The 20,967-nt window shown below is 39.8% G+C and carries 16 protein-coding genes and 1 tRNA gene; 2 read left to right on the forward strand and 15 right to left on the reverse strand.

The window, feature by feature from the left end; genetic code table 11:
* Positions 1 to 110: 110 nt before the first annotated feature.
* The 15 genes from LV716_RS10915 to LV716_RS10985 form a co-directional block, all read right to left on the reverse strand.
* The gene (locus LV716_RS10915; protein ID WP_163417765.1) at positions 111 to 1,178 is read right to left on the reverse strand and encodes a hypothetical protein; all 1,068 of its coding nucleotides are present in this window, start codon (positions 1,176 to 1,178) and stop codon (positions 111 to 113) included.
* On the reverse strand, positions 1,175 to 1,600 hold the full coding sequence (locus LV716_RS10920) for a hypothetical protein (RefSeq protein ID WP_233759114.1): 426 nt from the start codon (positions 1,598 to 1,600) through the stop codon (positions 1,175 to 1,177). Before LV716_RS10920 ends, LV716_RS10915 begins: the two co-directional genes overlap by 4 nt.
* Positions 1,601 to 1,605: 5 nt before the next feature.
* Positions 1,606 to 2,712, reverse strand: a complete 1,107-nt coding sequence (locus tag LV716_RS10925) for a DUF418 domain-containing protein (protein WP_163417766.1) — start codon at positions 2,710 to 2,712, stop codon at positions 1,606 to 1,608.
* A gap of 44 nt (positions 2,713 to 2,756) precedes the next feature.
* A complete protein-coding gene (locus LV716_RS10930; RefSeq protein WP_163417767.1) occupies positions 2,757 to 3,311 on the reverse strand; it encodes a porin family protein in 555 nt (184 codons plus the stop codon).
* 166 nt (positions 3,312 to 3,477) lie between these two features.
* Positions 3,478 to 4,575 carry a helix-turn-helix domain-containing protein gene (locus tag LV716_RS10935; RefSeq protein WP_233759115.1) on the reverse strand — a complete coding sequence of 366 codons (1,098 nt, stop codon included), beginning with the start codon at positions 4,573 to 4,575 and terminating at the stop codon, positions 3,478 to 3,480.
* A 348-nt stretch (positions 4,576 to 4,923) separates the two neighbouring features.
* The gene (locus tag LV716_RS10940) at positions 4,924 to 5,238 is read right to left on the reverse strand and encodes a hypothetical protein (protein ID WP_163417769.1); all 315 of its coding nucleotides are present in this window, start codon (positions 5,236 to 5,238) and stop codon (positions 4,924 to 4,926) included.
* Between the two features lie 43 nt (positions 5,239 to 5,281).
* Positions 5,282 to 6,157, reverse strand: a complete 876-nt coding sequence (locus LV716_RS10945) for a phosphatase PAP2 family protein (protein WP_163417770.1) — start codon at positions 6,155 to 6,157, stop codon at positions 5,282 to 5,284.
* A gap of 255 nt (positions 6,158 to 6,412) precedes the next feature.
* A complete protein-coding gene (locus LV716_RS10950; RefSeq protein ID WP_163417771.1) occupies positions 6,413 to 8,239 on the reverse strand; it encodes a pyruvate kinase in 1,827 nt (608 codons plus the stop codon).
* An 89-nt stretch (positions 8,240 to 8,328) separates the two neighbouring features.
* Entirely contained in the window at positions 8,329 to 9,411 is a 1,083-nt protein-coding gene (locus LV716_RS10955) for an adenylate/guanylate cyclase domain-containing protein (RefSeq protein WP_163417772.1), read from the reverse strand.
* A gap of 25 nt (positions 9,412 to 9,436) precedes the next feature.
* Positions 9,437 to 12,553 (reverse strand): efflux RND transporter permease subunit, encoded by a 3,117-nt coding sequence (locus LV716_RS10960; RefSeq protein ID WP_163417773.1) that lies wholly within the window; start codon positions 12,551 to 12,553, stop codon positions 9,437 to 9,439.
* Positions 12,554 to 12,666: 113 nt separating this feature from the next.
* A complete protein-coding gene (locus tag LV716_RS10965; RefSeq protein WP_163417774.1) occupies positions 12,667 to 13,761 on the reverse strand; it encodes an efflux RND transporter periplasmic adaptor subunit in 1,095 nt (364 codons plus the stop codon).
* A 32-nt stretch (positions 13,762 to 13,793) separates the two neighbouring features.
* Complete coding sequence (locus LV716_RS10970; protein WP_233759116.1) at positions 13,794 to 16,139, reverse strand: TolC family protein; 2,346 nt, start codon at positions 16,137 to 16,139, stop codon at positions 13,794 to 13,796.
* A 4-nt stretch (positions 16,140 to 16,143) separates the two neighbouring features.
* Entirely contained in the window at positions 16,144 to 16,587 is a 444-nt protein-coding gene (locus LV716_RS10975; protein ID WP_163417776.1) for a hypothetical protein, read from the reverse strand.
* Positions 16,588 to 16,743: 156 nt separating this feature from the next.
* Positions 16,744 to 17,313 carry a Crp/Fnr family transcriptional regulator gene (locus LV716_RS10980; protein ID WP_163417777.1) on the reverse strand — a complete coding sequence of 190 codons (570 nt, stop codon included), beginning with the start codon at positions 17,311 to 17,313 and terminating at the stop codon, positions 16,744 to 16,746.
* Positions 17,314 to 18,393: 1,080 nt separating this feature from the next.
* Positions 18,394 to 18,466, reverse strand: a tRNA-Met gene (locus LV716_RS10985).
* A gap of 224 nt (positions 18,467 to 18,690) precedes the next feature.
* Between LV716_RS10985 and LV716_RS10990 the strand changes: the two genes are divergently transcribed.
* Together LV716_RS10990 and era are read left to right on the forward strand one after the other, a co-directional pair.
* Entirely contained in the window at positions 18,691 to 20,073 is a 1,383-nt protein-coding gene (locus LV716_RS10990) for a sodium:alanine symporter family protein (protein WP_163417778.1), read from the forward strand.
* Positions 20,060 to 20,944, forward strand: a complete 885-nt coding sequence (gene era / locus LV716_RS10995) for a GTPase Era (RefSeq protein WP_163417779.1) — start codon at positions 20,060 to 20,062, stop codon at positions 20,942 to 20,944. The genes LV716_RS10990 and era overlap by 14 nt, the downstream gene beginning before the upstream one ends.
* Positions 20,945 to 20,967 lie beyond the last annotated feature (23 nt).

Raw genomic sequence — 20,967 nt, forward strand, 5'->3', positions numbered from 1 at the left:
CCCCTTTGACTAGACTAAGGATAAACTTAAATCTATAAGTCATATTCAATCCCGATACAACATAGTTGTATCGGGATTCTTATGATGTTGTGAATCGCTAACCTCATGTATTAAAGGTTTATCCCAAATTCAATTTCCCATCCCAAGTTCGATTTGTAGATTTTAGAAGTCTGTATCATTTCGGAAACGCCTATTCCAACTACAAGACCAAAATTTTTCCATGGAATGACTTTTATGCCTTGACTTGCTCCTATTCCGATTAAAAAGTTGTGGGACCTTTTGTTGTCCAAGCCCCTTAAAATTTCTACCCCGAGAGGCATGTTGACCCCCAGGTTAAGATATAATCCCGGAACAATCTTTAGAAGCCCATTGAAACCACCACCAAGGGAATAAGAATCAAGGGAGTCATACCCTTTGCTCTTTAAAAAATCCGACTTGGCCGTCAACTGCCCATATGAAATTTCAAAGGGAACAATGAATTTGGAATTACTGTCAGCAAACCCCAAATAACTTACTTCCCAGCCATTGTCATACCTGTTAAACATTCTTTTGAATGTGAGTAGGTCGTACCATTTACCCAAAGGAGTTCTATTTTCTAGACTTGAAGATCCAGAATGGCTTATGATTTCATTGCCCTTGTTGGAATCGCTACCATTCTTGTTAAAGAAAGACTGAAAACTTAGAATACAATATTCAAGGGCAGATCGAATTCTTTTTTCATGGGTTTCCCGAATCTTTAAATGTTCTCCAATTGTAAAGACCTCTTCCTCGTAACGATTGACGTTAAAAAGTTCCCCATGTTGTAACTCTGCGCCGGAGCAAAAAGACAATCTAATATAGGCCCTGGTGGTTATCTCATCAATACCTGTTTGCGCTTGTTGAATTTCAAGTGACTTGATTCTTATGGTTATGGGGGTATTGCCCATTTTCTTTGGAATGGCCAAATCTGTAAAACGTTTTATTGCCAAAGAAGCTCCACCGTTTAAAATCAGGTCGATTTCCCTTCCTGAGCTATTCTCGAACACTCCAATTCTTGGTTCTTGTCTATCATCAAGGACATTTTCTATGTAAAATTTTTGGGTATCCAGTTCTACCGGAGGTTTTAAACTAACTGTTTCCTGTGAAATAGCTAAAAAAGTTGAAATAAGAGTCCCTATTGTTAAATGAATTTTTTTCATTGGTTCGGTACTATAATGTGACTTTTATAATGCACTTCCACTTCCCTCATCTCCTTAATATCAAACTTAAGGATCAATGTTTCTTTATCAATTGATATTATAAAGGCCTTCAACCTGTCGCCTTTGTTGTCCACAAACTCAAGATATCCTCCATTGGAATTCAAGAAATACGTTCCTTCCTCACGTTTACCCTCGGTTGTGGAAACAAAGGACATGTCTTCCTCAAAAAGAATAAAATCGTCTTTTTCCCTTTTTTTTGGAGCATATTCTTTTTCACCTACCTTATAGGCATACAAATGCCACATGTTGGCCAAAACACTTTTTTTGGTTTTTTGTGCATACCCTTTTACTCCGATTAGCAGACCAAGAAATAGGGTTGCGATAATTGAGATTGTTCTTATTTTCGAATTGTTTGTTTTCATTTTTTTCATCCTGTTATATATCTTAATAGTAGGGACATCGGCCCCTTTTTAAATTTTTTACCCCAAAAATGTGACAGGCAGACAGAGAACGCGCAGAACATAAGAGAGTATAGCAAGGTGGTCTGAACACTTAATTGGTTCTCTCCAAAAACGAGATACGCCCCCATAATTCCCGCCATTACATGAAGTATATAGTGCGTGAAGGCCATTTGACCCGTCTTGACAACAAAACGCAGCTGACTTTTTCTGTTAAATCTCTCAGTGGCCCATATGCATATTAGAATGATTAAATAGGACCAACTCACCCCTGAAACCATAAACAATGGCATTGGGGGCATAGGCTTGGTTCCATATAGTGCAACAATATCTTGGAGTTTAAGATCTGTTTGGATTATGGAAACATCCACCAATCTTTTTGAGATTATTTGGACAAGTACGAATATGACAAGGGATGACCAAAAAATAACGTTCCTTCTACCATTGGAAATCAGGCTTTGCCTACCAAGCCAAATACCCGCAAAGAGAAATGCTACCCATGGGAATACTGGATGGAATCCATTTACCAATAGATTTCTTATAAACCCCCCAATACTCCAAAAATCCAAATACTCAACGGTTTTCCAATTCCAGCCTTTTTCATAATCTACAAAGTCCAGCAAGAATGGGTAAACAACTATTAGAGACACAATGAGCAACCAAAGATTGAAAGAGCGCGTTGTCATCAGTAAAGCTCCAATTGCGATATAGCATCCATAAAAATGGAGGATGTCGGCCGGCCATATTGGAGTATACAACAATCCGAACACGAAGAGAAAAGCTGCACGTCTAAATAATAGTCTCTTTTTATTTGTCAATCTGGTCTTGTTTCCGTCATATAGGTTATTCCTAATCATTAGGGAAATACCGGCCCCTGCCAAAACAACAAAAAGCGCTGCTCCTTTACCTTGCAAGAAATTCAAAGCTTTGGACAAAGTATGGTTATTGTCCGTTTTAGCCAGAACAAGGTTGAAATTGACAATCACCATAATAAAAACTGCAAGTGCACGGGCAACATCATACCCCAGTATTCTTTCTTTAGTCTCTTGAATGATGTCTTGGGCAGAGTCGCGCATTATATCTCTTTATTAGTAAGGACCGGAATTGAACTGATTGATATTTAAAATGTATAGGAAAGCGCTATTTCAATGAATCTGTTTTTTGCCTTCCCAATCGTTTTGGTAATATCTCGCATTCCAAAGTAGTAACGTGCACCTAACTCAAGATGGTCAGTGAGGTGGTACCCGAGACCTGCGGACGCCCCAAAATCAAATTTTCGAAGGTCAGACTTGTTTATACTTCCTTTTTTGTTTAATAAATAACCTGCATATGGGCCAATCTCTAGGCTAAAGCTTTCCGCCGGATACACCTTTAACAGGATTGGAAGTGCTTGAACGTAGTTTAGTTTAAGACCGCTTATATTTTCCTTTTCCTTAGTCCCTAATGAGGAATACTTTAGTTCCGAGCGTATGGCAACCTTTTCTGAGGCATTGTATTCCGCAAAAAATCCTATTGTCGGCCCAAATCTGGACTTCCCATTTGAATCTTTTAAATTACTTTGGTTAATGCCCCCACGGATACCGAATTCAAGTACATCTTCATTAGATTGGGCATTGGACAGGAAAGAACATGCCAATAATAGTAATGTGATTGAAATTGTTCTAAGTGCAATCATAATTTTTGTTTTAACTGTTATTATTTTTGTAATAATTATTAAGTGGTCCAAATGTATCTCTACAAGACCGCTTAGGTATTTTATCCTATAATACTGGACAAAAAAAAGTGTCTTCATTTATCGGGAAGACACTTCTTGGAATCAATTTTCTATGGAAATCAATGGATTATGAAGGTGGTGGGTTAGCGTGATTTTTTTTGAATTCTGTAGGGGTCATTTCAGTATTTTTGCGGAAAGCATTGTAGAATGCCGCCTTACTATTGAATCCAACATCCAATGCTATTGAATAGATAGTGTCAGGTTTTGGTTTCAACAGAAGTGGTTTGGCCGCCTCAATCCTGAAAGAATTGATATAATCCGAAAAGCTCATATGGGCGTTTTCGTTGATTGCCTGGGAAATATGGTGCACAGATTTACCCAGTTTGTCTGCCAAAGTATTCAGTTTAATATCATAATCCAAGTACAGTTCTTCACCAGTGACAGCTTCCTGAATCTGATGAAACAATTTTGATGAATCAGATAGGGAAGATTTAGCGTACTTTTTCTTGGTTTCGTTTGGCAAGTCTTCAAAAGACCCTGTGAAAGCAAATACTGGAAAATGCATAATCGAAAACGCCAAAACGAAGAAGAACATGGCTAAAATCAGTGTTTCGATTTTTGCGTAAATCTCAAGAGTGGCAAGGCTATTTGTGTTAAGAGCGGTATTGAAGCCACTTGCAATTTGTAAGCCTATAAAAAGTAGGATCAATAACTTGATCCACCTGTAATTAAGACTTTGCGATTTATCCAATTTTAGATACAAAGGTGTGTTTTTCAACTTCAGATATCCCACCACCAACAATATAATATTAATTGATGTCGAGAATATGTATTCCAGTTCTATCCAAAACCACACACCGTATGAATCTGCAGAGGCTATTATATCATTTACTGTTTCATACTCAATTAGTGGAAGGAAAAGTCCCCAACGGATCACTGTATATAGGATTATGAGTACACCCCTTTTTTTGAAATTCCACGGAGCCTTGGTAAACAATAAGATAAAATATAGGAAAAGAGGCCCTACAAGGTGATATAGCAGGTAAGACCCGCCAGAATAGATACTATTGATGTCAATTTTAAGGGATAAATAGTAGTCAAAAGAAGTATAGGCATAGAGAAATACCAAAGCACTTAGCGCAAACCTTATTCTTCTATTATTGCCCAGCCCTGACTTTCTCGTGATAACAAAAGCCCCGATAAGTACACCTAGTATTGAGCTCAACAGAGGAAACACATCTAAAAAGCTCATTTTAAAAAAAGTAATTGTAAAACATTTATACCTTAATATGTAAGGAAAATTTAAGCTGCTAAAGTTAAAAATAACCAAAGTTTGAACAACTTTAAATGATTGCCAAATTGATTTGCGTATTGGCCAGCTAGTACTTTTTTTAAAATGAACTTTCTAGGGGCTGTAGCTATATGTGATTTTTGTAATGTATTTCCATTTTTATTAATAAAGATTATTTATTCTGATGAATATTTAAGAATGCGCTATCATTATACCTATATAGTTTTGCGAGTAAAAACGCTACTATGTAAGTCTTACAGAAATTTAACCGCCGAAAATACTTTATGGCTTCATAAAATAAATTCCGGCCACCATGAATACCAACAAGAGCACGACCTCAAGGTTTTGTATGACCTCGTTCAAGGCATGCTTTGGTGTCGTAAGTTGAAGTGCCAAAGCTTGGATAGCCAATATACCGCCCGATTGTAATGGATAGCACTTTAACGCCATGGCCAAGGTGAAAATAAACTCCAATATAAAGAGCCAAGCAGTAATAACGGGCCCCAGTATATAGTAGGAGAAAACATTGAAAATTAGAAATCCGATAATAAGGTATTTGTGCCATTTGGGGCTATTGCCTAAAAAATAGCGTAGCATTTTATTGATATTTAAGGTTAATACTGTATAAGAAAAAGGTTTTCTAGAAATTCATGCTCACGCCCAACTGATTAGGAGCAAAAGTGAGGTTCCATTGTACTTTCTTTTCTTGTCGATTGTACTTTTCGCTGTATTTTTTATCAAGGTATTTGTCGATGGATTCCACGGTAAATATGCTGATGGCCATGCCCAAAACAACATCGGAAAGCCAATGTTGGTCCTCCCATAATCTTGAAAGTCCTGGCACTAGGCCTACGGCATAAATTCCGCCTTTCACCCATGGACTCTTGAACTGTTTTGCGATAGCGTATGCATTGGTAAAGGCCAGCATAGTATGACCCGAAGGGAAGGAATGATAATCACGATGACTATTAAACGGGTCAAAAGTATCTTTTGATTGGCCACTTACTGGTCGCGCCCGACCCACTGCGGATTTTAATACTTGTTGTAAAAATCCGGTTGAGGTGGCTGATGCAATAAGCAAAACCCCGGTTCTACGCAGTTTTTCATTTTTGGTAAAAAGGCCTGTTAGATACACGCCGCCCGTTACGGCATAATTGACCTGTGGACTGCCATAGGTTCTTCCATATTCCTTTAAAAATTTTGGAATATCCTCACCTTGGTCACTTAGATAGTCGGAAGCGGGTTCGTCAATTAGATATACGGCACCTGTACCTCCAATCACTCCGGCGAAGGTGGCCCATTGCTTGCCCTGCCAATGTAAAGGTCTTGTATAGGAATGTCCTACCGCTTTAAACACAGTACCAAGGTCATATGTGAATGTTGACCATTGCGTATCTTTTTTTGGAGCGTCTATCTCAACGGTGGCGAACTGACCGGAACTTGTTAAAGAAAACAATCCCATTATGGTTGCGAATACCACTTTTCTAAATCTAATTACTACTCTATTTTTCCACATGACTTCTTCAATTTTGTTATCATAAAAGTAGAAGAGTCGTTGCACGAAATGCGTGACATATATCAATAAAGAACTTGGGGGAAATTATTTTTAAGCACTAAAAAATCCTCGAAGAGGATACAACCACATACGGATTATACCTCCTGAGGATTAAAAAAAAACCAACCTAAACCAACACAATATTTTTACTCCACAATCGCTATTTAAATATTCTTCTTTAAGAATGGCTCTTGGGCTTGCCTCGAGGTAGTTTACTTAAGCGGCCAAAATCTCCATTTTTGGCAAAAGAACTTCTTTTTTATCCCTTGAGGATTCCATACTGGACAAAATCGTATGCAACAATTGTATGGCCTCGTTTATAAAAGGGCCTTTGTTTAGCATGACACATTCTGCTTTTAAAGCCGTAGTGGCATCCGTGATTTCAGACCGGGAGGGTAGGCCTTTTTTAGCAAGGTTTTCCAACACTTGAGTCGCCCAAACTACAGGTATATGCGCCGCAGCGCAAAGGGACAACATTTCTTGTTGTATGTTTCCTATTTTATCCCAGCCTGTTTCCACCGCTAAATCTCCACGGGCTATCATCACGCCCACTTGTTTCGATTTCATGGCTTCCAAAAGAATGGGTACCAGATTATCATACGCATATTTTGTTTCTATTTTCAAGATAACATCAACGGCATTGAAGACATTCAGTTTTTGAAGTTCTTCATGTAATTCACTTACGTCTTCTGGGCGATTTACAAATGAAAAGTTGATAATATCTGCATGTTCCACTACAAAAGGAAGGTCTTTTTTATCCTTTTCCGTTAAGCCTGAAAATCCTAATCGGGAATCAGGAAAGTTCATTCCCTTGAAAGCTTTTAACTTGTCCCCATTTTCTTTGGCGCTATCGATACGTACTTCAAATAAATCTTTGGACGCCGAAACAATTTCGCCCTGTATTTTTCCATCATCGAAAAGCACACGCTCACCTTCCCTTATATAATCAAAAACCTCTGGCATTTGGCAAGATATTCTCGCCGGTACGGAAAGCTGTCCATCTTCATTCGACAGTGACTGTTGTCCAAGTACCGGGGTCTTTGTGACTTCCAAAACATCTCCTTTTTTTAATACTATGGATTGTTCAGTTTCCGGAAGTTCTCCTACTTGAAGCGTATATAACCCTCCGAACACCCGATTTAGCATCATTCCTGTTTCCACATAAATCGTTTTTTTACAGTGAGCGACAACAAAATCCTTTTCTATCCGCACTACATATATTGTTCGTTGTTTACCCCTAGCGTCCGATATCTGAAGATGGTCATCAACCTTTAATTGGTCTAAACCTCCTGATACAATAGGTAAGATGTTTGGCCCTGAAAAATCCCCAGTTTCATCTACAAGAATAATCTCTGCCGGATGTACTACTTGGCCCAAAACATCTTTTTGCGCCTTGAACCTTCTCACTTTTGGTCCGGGAGCCATTTGCCCTGTACGTATTTTAGGCCCTGCCAAATCCATCGCTATTTTTACAGTTTTGCCCTGTGCCTTGGCAGCTCTCCTCACATTGGCGATGATTTTCTCCCATACCTCAGGAGTATCATGGGCACAATTGATTCGGGCGCAGTTCATACCTTCTTTTACCATTTGAAGAACCATCTCATAATCATATGCCGCGGCGGTAGGTTGTGTAACCATGATACGTACCCTGCGGCCTTTGGAACGATAACCTAATAATTCTTTCGTGTGTTTTGCTAAAAGGCGTTTCCCTTTTTTAATAGACCAGGTATCTTTTAGAAAAGTGCCATCATCACTGCCAATAAGATTGGCCAATATAAAACGGGTACTTTGCAAACTTGCCATAATATGACTTTCATCATTAGTAAAACGGGTGAGTCCCCATTTTCTAAGGTTTTTCTGAATATCCCTCAAATCAAAACTGCGCAGCACATTATAATGCAATAAGTTCTGCGCGCTTTTACGATAGGCAGCGTCCACTGCTTCCAAGATATGTGCGGCATGTTCTTCTTCCGTTCTGATTTTTAATATGATCGTATCCAATTGTTCGATGACCTGAGAAACCTCTTCGCTTTTGAATTTCATAATCGATGATTTTTTTAATGGGATCTATTGTCCAATAATTTTATGAAGTAAAGTTATGTTGAGGGGCAAGTGAAAATCCGTGACAAATGTCAATTAATCTCCACGGTATGTATTTTCACCTCTTTTTCCTTGCCCTTGAGCATCACATTGCCAATGTATCGTGAAGTTATCGGACGTGTTTTTTGTAATTTTTCCAAAAGGGATTCAGAAATGAGTAAATGTGCGGCGTAGGTATTGCATGCTTCTTGAATTCTAGCTGTTGTATTAATAACATCACCATGATAGGCCAATTCTTTTTTTACGACCCCTACTTGGGTTACCATAAGTGCGCCACCGTGAAGACCGGCTTTGAACTCAGGTACCAGACCGTATTTTTTACGATAAAAATCAGATTTATCGGTAATCATTTTTTGCAGTGCAAAGAACAGTCGTAAGCTACTATTTCTTTTCATGCCTTTTTTGTAAGGCCAAGTGAGTACTACTTCATCACCAATGTACTGATAGATTTCCGCATCATGGGGCACGACCAGCTCGTTGATATCGTAAAAAAAGTCTTGTATCAACTGGCTGTATTTGTAATGCCCTAAGCGCTCTGCGATGGCCGTAGAACTCTTAAGGTCCAAGAACATAAAAATACGTTGGGTCTCCCTTGGATATAGATAATGTCCGACCATCATTCGAATGAGTTTTCCCCTGCCCAACCTATCCGTACTAATGACCAGAACGGAAAAAATGACTGATGCAAAAAAGATGTAGGTAAAAAGTGCCCAGGATGATGGATTACGGTACCAAATTTCGGGTGATATATCAAAGTCCAGTCTATTAACACTCGAAAAAAATGTTGAAACCACTTCTGAAATGGCAATCACCGAAAGTGATATTAAAACAAATTGAACCAATAAATTTATGATCAAGGGGATTTTACGGGATAGATACGTATCAAAAATGTACTCGACACTGGCATACACGATACCCAACAAAAAACCACTGAGACCAAAACTCCATACAATTTGATAAAAATGATAAATGGGTTCATAGGCGGCATCAATTCGAATACCGATTTCGTGGTCTATGGCAAAATAACGATAGATGGCGAATAACACTATGGACACTGTCCAAAAGGCCAGTGACCGGAATAGGTGTCTTTTATATTCTTTGATACGCCTTCGCATTTACTTCTTTAAAATAATCTGCATTCTATTCCTCCAAAAGCTTTTCATCAAACTCATACCCCTTATAGTTCAATTTGAATAAAATGCTATATAATGATGGAATGAATATCAAGGTGATGACCGTACCAAAGAGTAGACCCACCATAATACTAATGGCCATACCTTCCCAAAGTTCCCCACCACTCAGGTATAGGGGAATCAATCCAAGAATAGTGGTGCAGGTAGCCAGTACAATGGGTCGAAACCGCTGCAAGCAGGCTGTGATAATCGCATCTTCGGGTTTTAGCCCCAAATCGTTTTGTTCAATCTGCATACGGTCTATAAGTACAATGGCATTGTTTATGACAATTCCCGCCAAGGAAATGGTTCCCAAAAAAGGCATAAAGCCGAAGGGCTCCTGAAATACCAATAAACCAATCACCACACCGATAATCGCCAAAGGGATTGTGAAAAAAATCATCACCATTTTTCGGAACGAATTGAACTGAATGACCAATAACAGTACTATAATGAATGCCGATAGTGGTAAAAAAGCAATGACCGACCCCATGTTCTCAGCGGTCTCTTTTTCATCCCCCCCGAATTCATACCGACAGTCACTTGGCCATTCTTTCTTATTTTCCTCCAACCAAGCACCTATTTCGGTGGTAATGGCCGCGGCATTTCCACCTTGTGCCAATTCACTGGTAATATTGATAGACTTATTCAGATTATACCTTTTTATGGAGGCATATTGCCATTCCGGCACAATAGAAGCGACCTGTGGCAGGGGTACACTTTTACCGGTTGCCTGGGCAAAAATGCTCAAGGTCTGTAACGAGGTCAAAGTCTGATTGTAATTGTCCTTTCCCCGCATGAGAATGGGTATGGATTTATCCCCCTCGCGATATTCTCCGGTTTGCAACCCCTCAAGATTGGTCTGTAACGACAGTGCAATATCCTGGCTGCTTACCCCGGCAGCCAAGGCCCTGTTCTGGTCTATTTTTACCACAAATTTCTTCGTCTTTGGTCCCCAGTTGTCCTTTACATTTTTAGTGCCGGATATGGTAGATAACTGCCGCTTAACCGCTGTGGCTATTTTGGCAAGCTCATCTGGATTTTCACCTATCAACTTAATTTCAATGGGTACCGTGGCCGCACCAGCTGCAAGGGCTTTTACCTTGATATCGGCATTTGAGAAGTTGTCGTATCCGAAAGCATCCAACTTTGCGATAATATCTTGGTTCATTTCAAAAGAAGAGGTGTTGACCAAAATGTGTGCATAATTGGAGTTTGCCTCATCTTGAGAATAGCCTAAATCATACGACTCGGGACCTTGGCCGATGTAAGCGGACCAGCTATCGATTCCATCCGGTCTGTCTTGGGTTACCTGAAGCGAGTCTCTCATAAACTGCTCCAATTTCCTGACGGTGGACGTCGTGGCATCAATATTGGAACCTTCGGGAAGGTTAATATCTACCGTTATCATATTCCGGTCACTATCGGGAAAGAACAAAAACGGAACTTTTGAAAACCCTACCAATGAGAGTATGAATACCGCGAACAGTACAATCATCACTTTCCATCTGTGATGCAATGCGACTATGATAAGTGATTTATACTTTGATTTTAAAACCGCTATCGCCTTATCTACAAGCCCGGGTTTGCGCTCGTTCTTGGGTTTGATCTTCAAGAAAAGGGAGCAAAACAGCGTGATGATGGTCAAAGCAATAATCCATGAGGATAATAACGCAATGGTGATGACGATAAATATCGGCCCTACAATATCTCCCATATTCGTTGGGGAAAGGTAGAAGGCCAAGAAAGCAACAGAAGTGGTCAGGGTCGAAATCAGGAGAGGAACGAATAGTTCCGAACAGGCATCGATAGCCGCTTTTTTGGCTTTCTCTCCTGCTTCCATCTTTACCATAATGGTCTCTGCAACCACAATCGCATTGTCTACCAACATACCCAGAGCCATAATCAAAGAAGCCAAGGTAACTTGGTTCAGACCTATATCAATGAGTCCCATAATCAAAAGGGTCATAATGGTAACTATAGGGATAAGACTGGCGATTATCATTCCTGTACGGAACCCTAAAAAGACCAACATAACTGCTAAAACAATGCCTATGGATTGCAATAAATTACTGATAAAATTGCTCACCTTTGCGTCTATATAGACATCTAGGGAAGAAATTCTTTTCAGGTCTAATCCGGCCGGAAGTTTATCTTGCCACTTGGTCAATAGTTGATTCACATCTTCGCCCAAGGAAATAATATTGGCATTTTTCTTTAGGTTGATGTGAAAGGAAATGGCATTGTTACCATTGATTTGCACCCGTTGTTGGGAAGGGTCTATGTACCCTTTTTCAATCTTGGTCAAATCCCCTAAACGTACTAGTAAACCCGAATCTTCGCTTACGGGCAATAGCATATCTTCAATATCTTTTATACTGTTGAAATTTCCCGTTGGTTCCAGAATGATGCGCTCTTGTCCCAGATTGATTTGTCCGCCAGAACTAAGAATATTAGTCCCAGAAATTAGCTGTTGTAACTTTTGCGCTGATAGTCCATAGGTCTTTAATCGGGCATTATCGAAAGTGATGAACACCCGTTCTTCCTGCACCCCGCCCATGACTACCTTGGCAGCTTCGGGCAGTTTTATGAAATCGTTCTTGATATCGTCCGCATACTCTTTCATCTCTGCATAACTAAACCCGTCTGAAACGAGTCCTGCGACAATACCGTAGACATCGCCCACACCTTCATCATCCAAAAAGGCATCGATACCTTCGGGCATGCCTTCCATGCCCTGTAACTTGCGGCGCAGTCGGTTCCAAACTGATTGTAGTTCATCAGGACCAACGTCCTCTTTTAATTCAACCGTTACAACGGAGAGCCCCGTTCGGGATACACTGGTCACCTCTTTAAGCTCCGGAAGTTCTTGTGCTATCTTTTCGACCTTATCGGTTACCAATAGCTCCACTCTTTCTGGACTGGCACCTGGAAATTCGGTTACCACATTGGCTATACGAACCGTATAAGAAGGCATACTATCGCGTGGAAGGTCAGGATAAATGGCCATCCCCATTAAAAGGATAGCGCCCAGTATCATTAATACGATACGGTTTTTTTGTATTGAAAATGCTGTTAAATTCATGATTTCTTCCTATTATTTCTTACTCGATAATCGAGATTTAAATGTTTCGAGACTTGACTCGAAATCAAAATGTTATTCTATATCAATGTCTCTCGGGCTTGCTCTGAGGTATTTTACTCTAATCGAATGCTTTGCCCGTCCAATAAACTCTGTAGCCCAGCCGTGGCAATACGGTCTCCATTTTGAATACCTTGTGTAATTTCAAATCCGTTTTCGGTCAACTCGCCTACAGCCACCTGTCGCTTTTGCACAATGAGTGCCGTATCATTTTCAGCAATGAGAAAAACATAATGTCCTTCATAATCTTCCCCGACGGACTGTGCGGGTACCACCAAAGCCTCAGGTTTTATCGTAGAAGGATTTCCCATTGAAGGAAAAAAATCAACCGCTGCGGCCATACCGGTCTTCACAGCTGCAGTTGGTTTTTCCAATGCCACACGCACGGGATATGTGCCCAATTGAGCTGAAAGGGCAGGGGCCACTTCCGTAACTGTTCCCTTAAATTCTTGATTTTGCAATGAGGGCAATCGCACGGTTACCACATCGTTCTTCGTGATGGTATTGATAACATTTTCGGGCACACCTATCACAATTTCCATTACCTCTCCGGCATTGAGCGTGGCCACGGTCTGTCCGGCATTTACATTTTCATTGACTTCGGAATTCACCGCGGCAATGATGCCATCTGCCGGGGCGTAGATATAGCCATAATTTACTTGGTCTTGCCGAATGGATATGGTTCGTTTTGCGGCTTGGTAGTTTTCTTCCGCCGCTTTAAAGTTGTTCTTTGCCTGTTCAAAATCGCTGAGCGAAGCACTACCTTTTTCATACAATTTTAGGATGCGGTCCAAAGCGGATTTGGCCGTATTTCTATTCGATTTTGCGGCATTGCTTTGCGTAACTGCCTGCTCATAAGCCAATCGCGAAGAGACGTTATCTAGAACGGCCAATAAATCCCCTTTCGCGACTTTTTGTCCCATTTCAAGGGGCAACTTTGTAATCATACCACTGGCCCTGAAACTTAGATTAATGACCAGTTCTTGCTGTACCACACCGTTATAGGTTACGACACCATTTTGATTGTTGAAACCGACTTCGGTATACTTTACCAATTTTGGTTTACGCGTCTGTGCTTCTTTTTTTTCTGAGCATGAAAATAGCATGCTCGTGAGAAGTCCTATAGATATTATCCTTACTATTGATTTCATGGTATTATGTTTTATATGTAATAAATTCATTATTAGTTGTTTTGCGTATCTAAAAATTTGGCAATGAAAGCGCTATTGACCTCTTGGGGCTGCATCATAAAGAAATAACCAATGGAACGCTCTACCTGCAATACACTCAAGAGATAACTATAGATAGCCGTCTTCTGGGTCAATTGGGCATTCAAATAATTCCGTTGTGCATCAATAAGCTGCACCATAGTAGTTGCCCCCTCTGCGTATGAGGTCTGTGTCAGTGCCAAAGACCGCTTCGCTGCCTCTTCCGACACTTTGGAAAGGTCCATATTGGCCATTTGGTTGATGACGTTTAAAATGCTATTGTTCACATTGGCTCCAATGGTCAGTTCACTGTCCCGTTTGTTAAATTCCAGTTGTTCCTTTTGAATTTTTGCCGTTTGCCTGTTCGTGTGGGTCTGATTTCTGTTGAAAATGGGAATGGATACCACGACACTGGCATTATAGGTATTATCAGGTAGTACAAAGCCGTCGGTTGCACTGCTGCCTACCCCACTGCGATTGAAAATACTATTGTAGCCCGCCTGCACGCCAATAGTTGGTAAAAAACGCCCCATGCCGTTTAGGCGGATGTTGCGTTCCGTAGCTTTTACCGTATGCTCCAATGCTTTAAGTTCTGGCGCATTCTTTAGGGCTTCCTTTGTCAGAAAAGCAATAAATGGCTCCCGCGTCACGGGATTGTCCAATAGCTCATTGAAATCAGTATATTGAAGGGTTTCCAGTAAACTGGTCTCTAGGGTTATCTCTTCAATATCTATTTTGGCATTCACATCATTGTTCAAAAGTTGGTTCAATTGAATCATACGCTGTTCCAATTGGGTAAAGGCTTCTACCATCAGCTGGTTGTTTTGGGCCAACTCGCTTTGAAAACGAAAAATGTCCGATTGCCCAGAAATGCCTGCTTCAAAATTTTGCTGTGCGATCATCAAGTTCTTTTGTGTCGTCTTTACATTGGCACGAAGTATTTCGGTGTTCGCCTTTCCAATTAGAATATCAAAATAGGCATTGGCCACATTGAAGGCGGTATTCAATTCCTCCGCATTATAGTTTTCCTGTTCTGCGTTGCGCAGGTGTTTTTGAACCGCTGCGTTGGCATTTACCGTTTCGGAAAATAGGGTTTGCTCTAGCTGAATTCTGCCCGAAGTTTGTCGTTCCGGGGTTTGTCCAAAACCAAAGTCAGCAACATCAGGGTCGGTAAAGTCAGCAGCGGCGTTTGCCGATACCAAGGGTAAATAGTTGTTCTTGGCGGTCTTTACTTCCTGTTCTTGAAGGGCAATGTTTTGTTCAATCGATTTCAACGCAACATTTTTGCCCAGTGCCTGGGCTATGGCATTCTGTAAGGAATAGGTTGCTTGGGTATTGGCGTTGGTCAATTCTCCTATGAATTCGGTATCGCTTACCATGCTGTAACGTACGGGAAGGTCGATGGCATCTGCAGTGTTGTAGTTGACCAAAAGCCCTTCTTGGGTATCTACCAAAATCGGTAGGTCTTCCAATGGCCTACCACTAATATAGCGTTCAACGGTAATGGCCAAACGACGAATTACGTTATCAAAATTGTCCTTGGGGTTTCGGGTTGCCATAATACCCGCTTTTACTTGCAGCGCATTGTTGAGTGTGAAAGAGGGGAGTCTTTTTTCTATAAACAGCTTTGAAAGTGATTCAAGCGCTTCCTCTGAAAGGAAGAACCCGCCTGCTAAGTATACGGCATCAATAGCTCCCAAATTTTTGTCAAGGGTTTGCGATTTTTCCAAGGGAATTATTTTGTAGTCAATCCCTATTTCTTTGGATATACGTTCAAAAGTTTCCGCAATGGGAAGCACTTTTAAGTATTCCGCTTCCATGAGTACACCCACTTTTTTGAAACCAGTAAGCTTATGGAGTCTTTGCAAGTCTTTTTTATAGGAGTCCTGTTCCAATAAATACGTGAAATTAGGGATGCCGGAAGTTTCTTTGTCAAAATCAAAAAGTTGCATATCCCTATTCGCTCCGCCTAGTAAGATGGTAGGTTTAAGGTGATTTTTCTGTCTTCTTATGATATCTCCTATAATAACCCCAAGGCCTAAAATGATATCGGTATCATCTTTGATCAATTGGTTGTACTGTAGTTCAGCTGTTTGAAGGTCGAGCTTATTGATCAATTGTATTTCTTTGGGAAAAAGGACTTCGGCATCTTCACCCACAGTAGCCTTTATCTCATTCTTCATTTCTGTCACCAATGAATCAATTGCCGTGCTGTTGGCATCTAGCAATATTCCAATACGATAACTTTTTTCCTGTGCTGCTAACCCTTGTAGTAGGCAGAAGCTTAGTAAAGCCAAAAAAAATCTTTTTATCCGTTTCATTGTTTTACTGGTCAAAATGTTCATCAATCTTTAGAGTTATAAAATCCAATATCTCGCTGTAGAAGATGATGGTGTTCTTGATAAAGGACTCAAGGGGTTGGTTTTCGCCATTGCGTTGTTCCAGTACTTTCTCTAAAATGTTCAGGACATTCTTACTGTCTTGCACACTATGTTTAAGGTTTTTGATACTTCCATCGATATCCAGAAAGAAATGTTGGTCAACAAAAGATTCTTTTCTGCTAATTCCTACATCACCCAAATTGTTTAGTAGCGCAAGTGCGTTTTCAATTTCTTCCACTTGCAATTGTGTGACTTTTTGAAGCTCCTCTACCGTAAAGTATTTTTGATTGGAAGCATAAAATATTTCCAAAATACTACTTAGGCTTGGTGGAGTCAGTACTCTATTATTGAGGATGGGATAGAGTTGAACTTGCGTATTTGTTTCCATAATTTGAAATTATTATGAGACAAAACTATTCCGTCAAATTCAGGATACGTGTGACATATGTCAAAAACGACTTTAGAGGTGCTTTAAAATTTAAAACACTGATTAAGACTTGTAAATAAAATGATTTGTTTTCTGGAATCAGAGAAAAAGGAAACCTTAGGAATACTTTCGTATACGACTTAGGGTTTCACGAGTAATACCAAGGAAAGACGAGAGCTCTTTCTGAGGTAAAAACTGGATAAATTCAGGATGGTTCTTTTGGATATAGCTATATTTTTGTTTTGCTGTCAATGCCTGCAGAAAAAAGAGCCTTTCATCAGAAGCGATGTAATAAAGTTCTAGCAACTCCCTGAAAAAAGTTTCCATTTCATGATACTTTGCCGCCAAACCATAGCAAGCTTCTCTCGGAAAAACGGTATAGGTAATATCTTCGATAACTTCAACTCCTTCAAGACTTGGTTTTTGAGTAACAAAGCTGGTGTAGGCAGATATCATGTCGTCTTTGAAACCAAACCATGTAATATGTTCGGAACCATCTTCTTTATAACGAAAGTGCTTTATAATACCTGAATTAAGTACATATAGTTTTCTGCATACGCCACCTATGGGGATCAAAGTTTTACCCTTCTTCGCAGACCCTTCCTCTGATGCAGCAATAAACTCTTGGTAAGCCTTTTCGTTACTCTTGCTTAATTTTTCTACACATTGGGCAACAAGGTCCTGCATTGAGTATTTTTTTAAGTTGATTTTATTTGATATACGAGATTAACAAGTTAAATAGACTTTTGTGTTAAGTAACGGTTAAATTCCGTTGTGGGCTTCCTGTTGTTGATTGGGTAAAAAGAAAGTTTTAAACGACTCTATATATTGCTCAAAATGATTTTGTAAAACGGCCAGTTTACGGATTCCTTAATCTTTTATCTACAAAGCCCCAAACATGTTCTCTTTTAATATTCTTGGTAATTCACTTTTAATGGGACCAATAGGTTTACTTTTTTGATGAGAAGAGGTAAAAAAAGAATGCTGACAGTAAGCGATGGATGGGCTAAACATTTACGGCCGTTCTATAAAAAGTTATTCTGGAGTTCAGAAAGACAAGCAGGTAAAAAAATGATCGATCGTGAAATCAAACAAAACTTCAAATAAACCGTAACAAAGAAACGCCCTTCTGGCTCACTTTATACTCCTATCGCAAACAGGTATTTTTTTATCCAGTTGCAGGTCATTGGCTTTTGTTCGAATGAAATAATATTCAAAATAGAAACTTGATACTGAACCCTACCGAAGTGTATTTTGATTTAAATTCCCTATCGATATGGTTCAGTTGTTTTAAAAATAAACTGAAATACAACATGGAAATTAGTTTGACTGCGAGTAAAAATCATGTATGTTATCATCGAGGCTTTGACAATTGAGGAAGTCGAAGCTATTTTAACACGGAAACAAACAAATGTGGATATGGAGAATATCCCTCTTTGAGCATTTCGTGAAGTGCATCCACCCCTAAATCATATAGTCGCTTTGACTTGGTCTTGTATTTTCTGTTGATGCTTAAAGTTTTTGTTGGTTGGCGCTTCATTGCCTGCGTTCCGTCCTTATTCTTTTTAGTGGGATGTTCATAGGAATAATAGACGTACCATTTTTTGGATAAATCAAAATTTGGCCCTCCATATATATTCTTGGTTCTATAAATTTCCTTGTCATTCCAGTTGACTTGTACGCGGTAGTATATGCGCTCTGTAAGGTGCTAAAAAAAGAATCCACTGACAATTGATTTAAGTATCTGCTTGTCAGTGGATTTTAAAGTAGCGGGAACAGGACTCGAACCTGTGACCTTCGGGTTATGAGCCCGACGAGCTACCTACTGCTCTATCCCGCGATGTGGACGGCAAATATACAACCGTTTCTGTGTTATATCCAAATTTAACAAGACTTTGATTTGAAAAATATGTGTATGCACATCAATTCAATCAAACTAATCCCAGAAGAAACCGATGTGTCACTTCATTTTTTGAACCAATCTCTTTGTCTTGGTTTGAAAAACATTCCGAATTCTATTAAAGTAAACTTAATTGTTCAATGAAATAGCTACCTTCGAAATCTATGAAACAGTTCAATGACTTTTTGGTTAAGGCAGTTGCAGGCACCGAATGGCCTATGTTTATTTTATTGATAGGTGGTGGTTTATTCTTGGTGTTTTATTCAAGATTGTTACCCTATCGTTTTTTTGGCCACGCCATTGCGATAACTCGCGGAAAATATGACGATAAAAATGCCAAAGGTGATGTGAGTTCACTTCAGGCGCTTTCAGCAGCTGTGGCGGCAACGGTAGGTTTGGGAAATATTTCGGGTGTTGCCATTGCCATTCACGATGGCGGGCCCGGGGTCGTTTTTTGGATTTGGATGACCGCTCTGATAGGAATGTGCATCAAGTTTTATTCCTGTAGTCTATCCATTATGTATCGCGGCGAAGACTCAGATGGGAATTTGCAAGGAGGACCTATGTACTACATCACACAGGGCTTGGGGAAAAAAGCAAAGCCCTTGGCGATTTTTTTCAGTATAGCTGGCTTGTTTGGGTTTCTTGGTGTCTTCACGGCGAATCAGTTTACAGAAACTTTCATGAGCGTTGTCGTACCGGAGGAGAACTTAATTGCAATGGGCGGCACTGAAGCTGACCCGTTGTTCAATTGGAAACTGACCATCGGTATCGTATTGGCCATAATTTCCTCTTTTGTGATTTTTGGAGGATTGAAAAATATTGCAAAGGTAGCTACAGCCATTGTTCCCTTTATGGTAATGGTCTATCTGGTGGCAGTTGTCGTGGTCATGGTTTTGAATGCTTCACAAGTAATCCCATCATTAAAACTGATTGTTACAGAGGCATGGAATTTTAAAACAGTGGTCACTGGCGGTTTCTGGGGGTTGGTAATCATTGGGGTCAGACGTGCCATGTTTTCAAACGAAGCAGGATTGGGGAGTGCGCCCATGTACCACGGCCAGTCAAAAAACGATGAGCCTATTAGGGAGGGACTGGTTGCCATGTTGGGCCCATTTATAGATACCATTTTGGTCTGTACGTTCACTGCGGTCGTAATTATACTTAGCGGTGCCTATTTAGAAGATTCCAGTGGAATTGTAATGACGCTTCAAGCATTCAGAACAACACTGTTTGGTGTAGGTGATGATTTATTGATGATCATCGTTTCGGCATTCGCATTGTCAACACTTTTTACCTATTCCTATTATGGCGTAAAGAGTTTATCGTACTTGACCAACGCTAAAATTGGAAAGCTGTACAATGTATATTTTGTAATCATGATAGTTTTTGCGGCGATAGCCTCATTGGATTTGGTAAAGAATCTGATTGATTTATCGTATGCCCTAATGGTCATCCCAAATATGATAGCAGTTTTATTATTGGCGCCAAAGGTGAACGAACGGGCAAAAGTGTACTTTAAAAAACTGAAGGATGAAAAAGCATAAAGCAGGTTTTGTAAATATTATTGGTAATCCCAATGTTGGTAAATCAACATTGATGAATGCTTTTGTTGGTGAAAAATTGTCTATCATCACTTCGAAGGCACAGACTACAAGACATCGAATTCTTGGGATTGTCAATGGAGATGATTTTCAGGTCATTCTTTCGGACACTCCTGGCATTATAAAACCCGCATATCAACTACAAAACTCCATGATGGATTTTGTGAAATCTGCTTTTGAAGATGCGGATGTTCTGCTCTATATGGTCGAAATTGGGGAAAAAGCATTGAAAGATGAGGCTTTTTTCAAAAAAATCCAGAACAGTAAAATTCCAGTATTGTTGCTCCTGAATAAGATAGACACTTCGGAACAGCACATATTGGAAGAGCAGATACAACATTGGCAAGTGTTACTCCCAACTGCGGAAATACATCCAATTTCCGCTTTGGAAAACTTTAATGTAAAAGAGGTTTTTGAACGAATTTTAGAATTATTGCCCGAAGCTCCACCATATTATCCTAAAGACCAATTAACGGATAAACCAGAGCGTTTTTTTGTGAACGAAACCATTCGGGAGAAAATATTGATGCACTATAAAAAAGAAATTCCATATGCCGTTGAGGTAGAAACAGAAGAGTTTTTTGAAGATGACGATATCATTAGGATTCGTTCCATAATAATGGTGGAAAGAGATACCCAGAAAGGAATTATTATAGGGCACAAGGGCAGTGCCTTAAAACGAGTAGGCGTAGAAGCAAGAAAAGATTTGGAGAAATTCTTTAGCAAGCAAGTGCACATAGAGCTCTATGTTAAGGTAAATAAAAACTGGCGAAGCAACTCGCGTCAGTTGAAACGTTTTGGTTACAATAACTAAATCATAATTTAGTATTCCTCTAA

This window comes from Flagellimonas sp. HMM57 (assembly GCF_021390175.1).
Taxonomy (GTDB): Bacteria; Bacteroidota; Bacteroidia; order Flavobacteriales; family Flavobacteriaceae; genus Flagellimonas.

Bases quoted from the DNA above. Each gene is read 5' to 3' on its own strand.
- LV716_RS10915 (WP_163417765.1), bottom strand. From the start codon at position 1,178: ATGAAAAAAATTCATTTAACAATAGGGACTCTTATTTCAACTTTTTTA.
- LV716_RS10980 (WP_163417777.1), bottom strand. From the start codon at position 17,313: ATGCAGGACCTTGTTGCCCAATGTGTAGAAAAATTAAGCAAGAGTAAC.
- LV716_RS10970 (WP_233759116.1), bottom strand. From the start codon at position 16,139: ATGAAACGGATAAAAAGATTTTTTTTGGCTTTACTAAGCTTCTGCCTA.
- LV716_RS10945 (WP_163417770.1), bottom strand. From the start codon at position 6,157: ATGTGGAAAAATAGAGTAGTAATTAGATTTAGAAAAGTGGTATTCGCA.
- LV716_RS10965 (WP_163417774.1), bottom strand. From the start codon at position 13,761: ATGAAATCAATAGTAAGGATAATATCTATAGGACTTCTCACGAGCATG.
- LV716_RS10940 (WP_163417769.1), bottom strand. From the start codon at position 5,238: ATGCTACGCTATTTTTTAGGCAATAGCCCCAAATGGCACAAATACCTT.
- LV716_RS10990 (WP_163417778.1), top strand. From the start codon at position 18,691: ATGAAACAGTTCAATGACTTTTTGGTTAAGGCAGTTGCAGGCACCGAA.
- LV716_RS10960 (WP_163417773.1), bottom strand. From the start codon at position 12,553: ATGAATTTAACAGCATTTTCAATACAAAAAAACCGTATCGTATTAATG.
- LV716_RS10930 (WP_163417767.1), bottom strand. From the start codon at position 3,311: ATGATTGCACTTAGAACAATTTCAATCACATTACTATTATTGGCATGT.
- LV716_RS10955 (WP_163417772.1), bottom strand. From the start codon at position 9,411: ATGCGAAGGCGTATCAAAGAATATAAAAGACACCTATTCCGGTCACTG.
- LV716_RS10975 (WP_163417776.1), bottom strand. From the start codon at position 16,587: ATGGAAACAAATACGCAAGTTCAACTCTATCCCATCCTCAATAATAGA.
- LV716_RS10925 (WP_163417766.1), bottom strand. From the start codon at position 2,712: ATGCGCGACTCTGCCCAAGACATCATTCAAGAGACTAAAGAAAGAATA.
- LV716_RS10950 (WP_163417771.1), bottom strand. From the start codon at position 8,239: ATGAAATTCAAAAGCGAAGAGGTTTCTCAGGTCATCGAACAATTGGAT.
- LV716_RS10920 (WP_233759114.1), bottom strand. From the start codon at position 1,600: ATGAAAACAAACAATTCGAAAATAAGAACAATCTCAATTATCGCAACC.
- era (WP_163417779.1), top strand. From the start codon at position 20,060: ATGAAAAAGCATAAAGCAGGTTTTGTAAATATTATTGGTAATCCCAAT.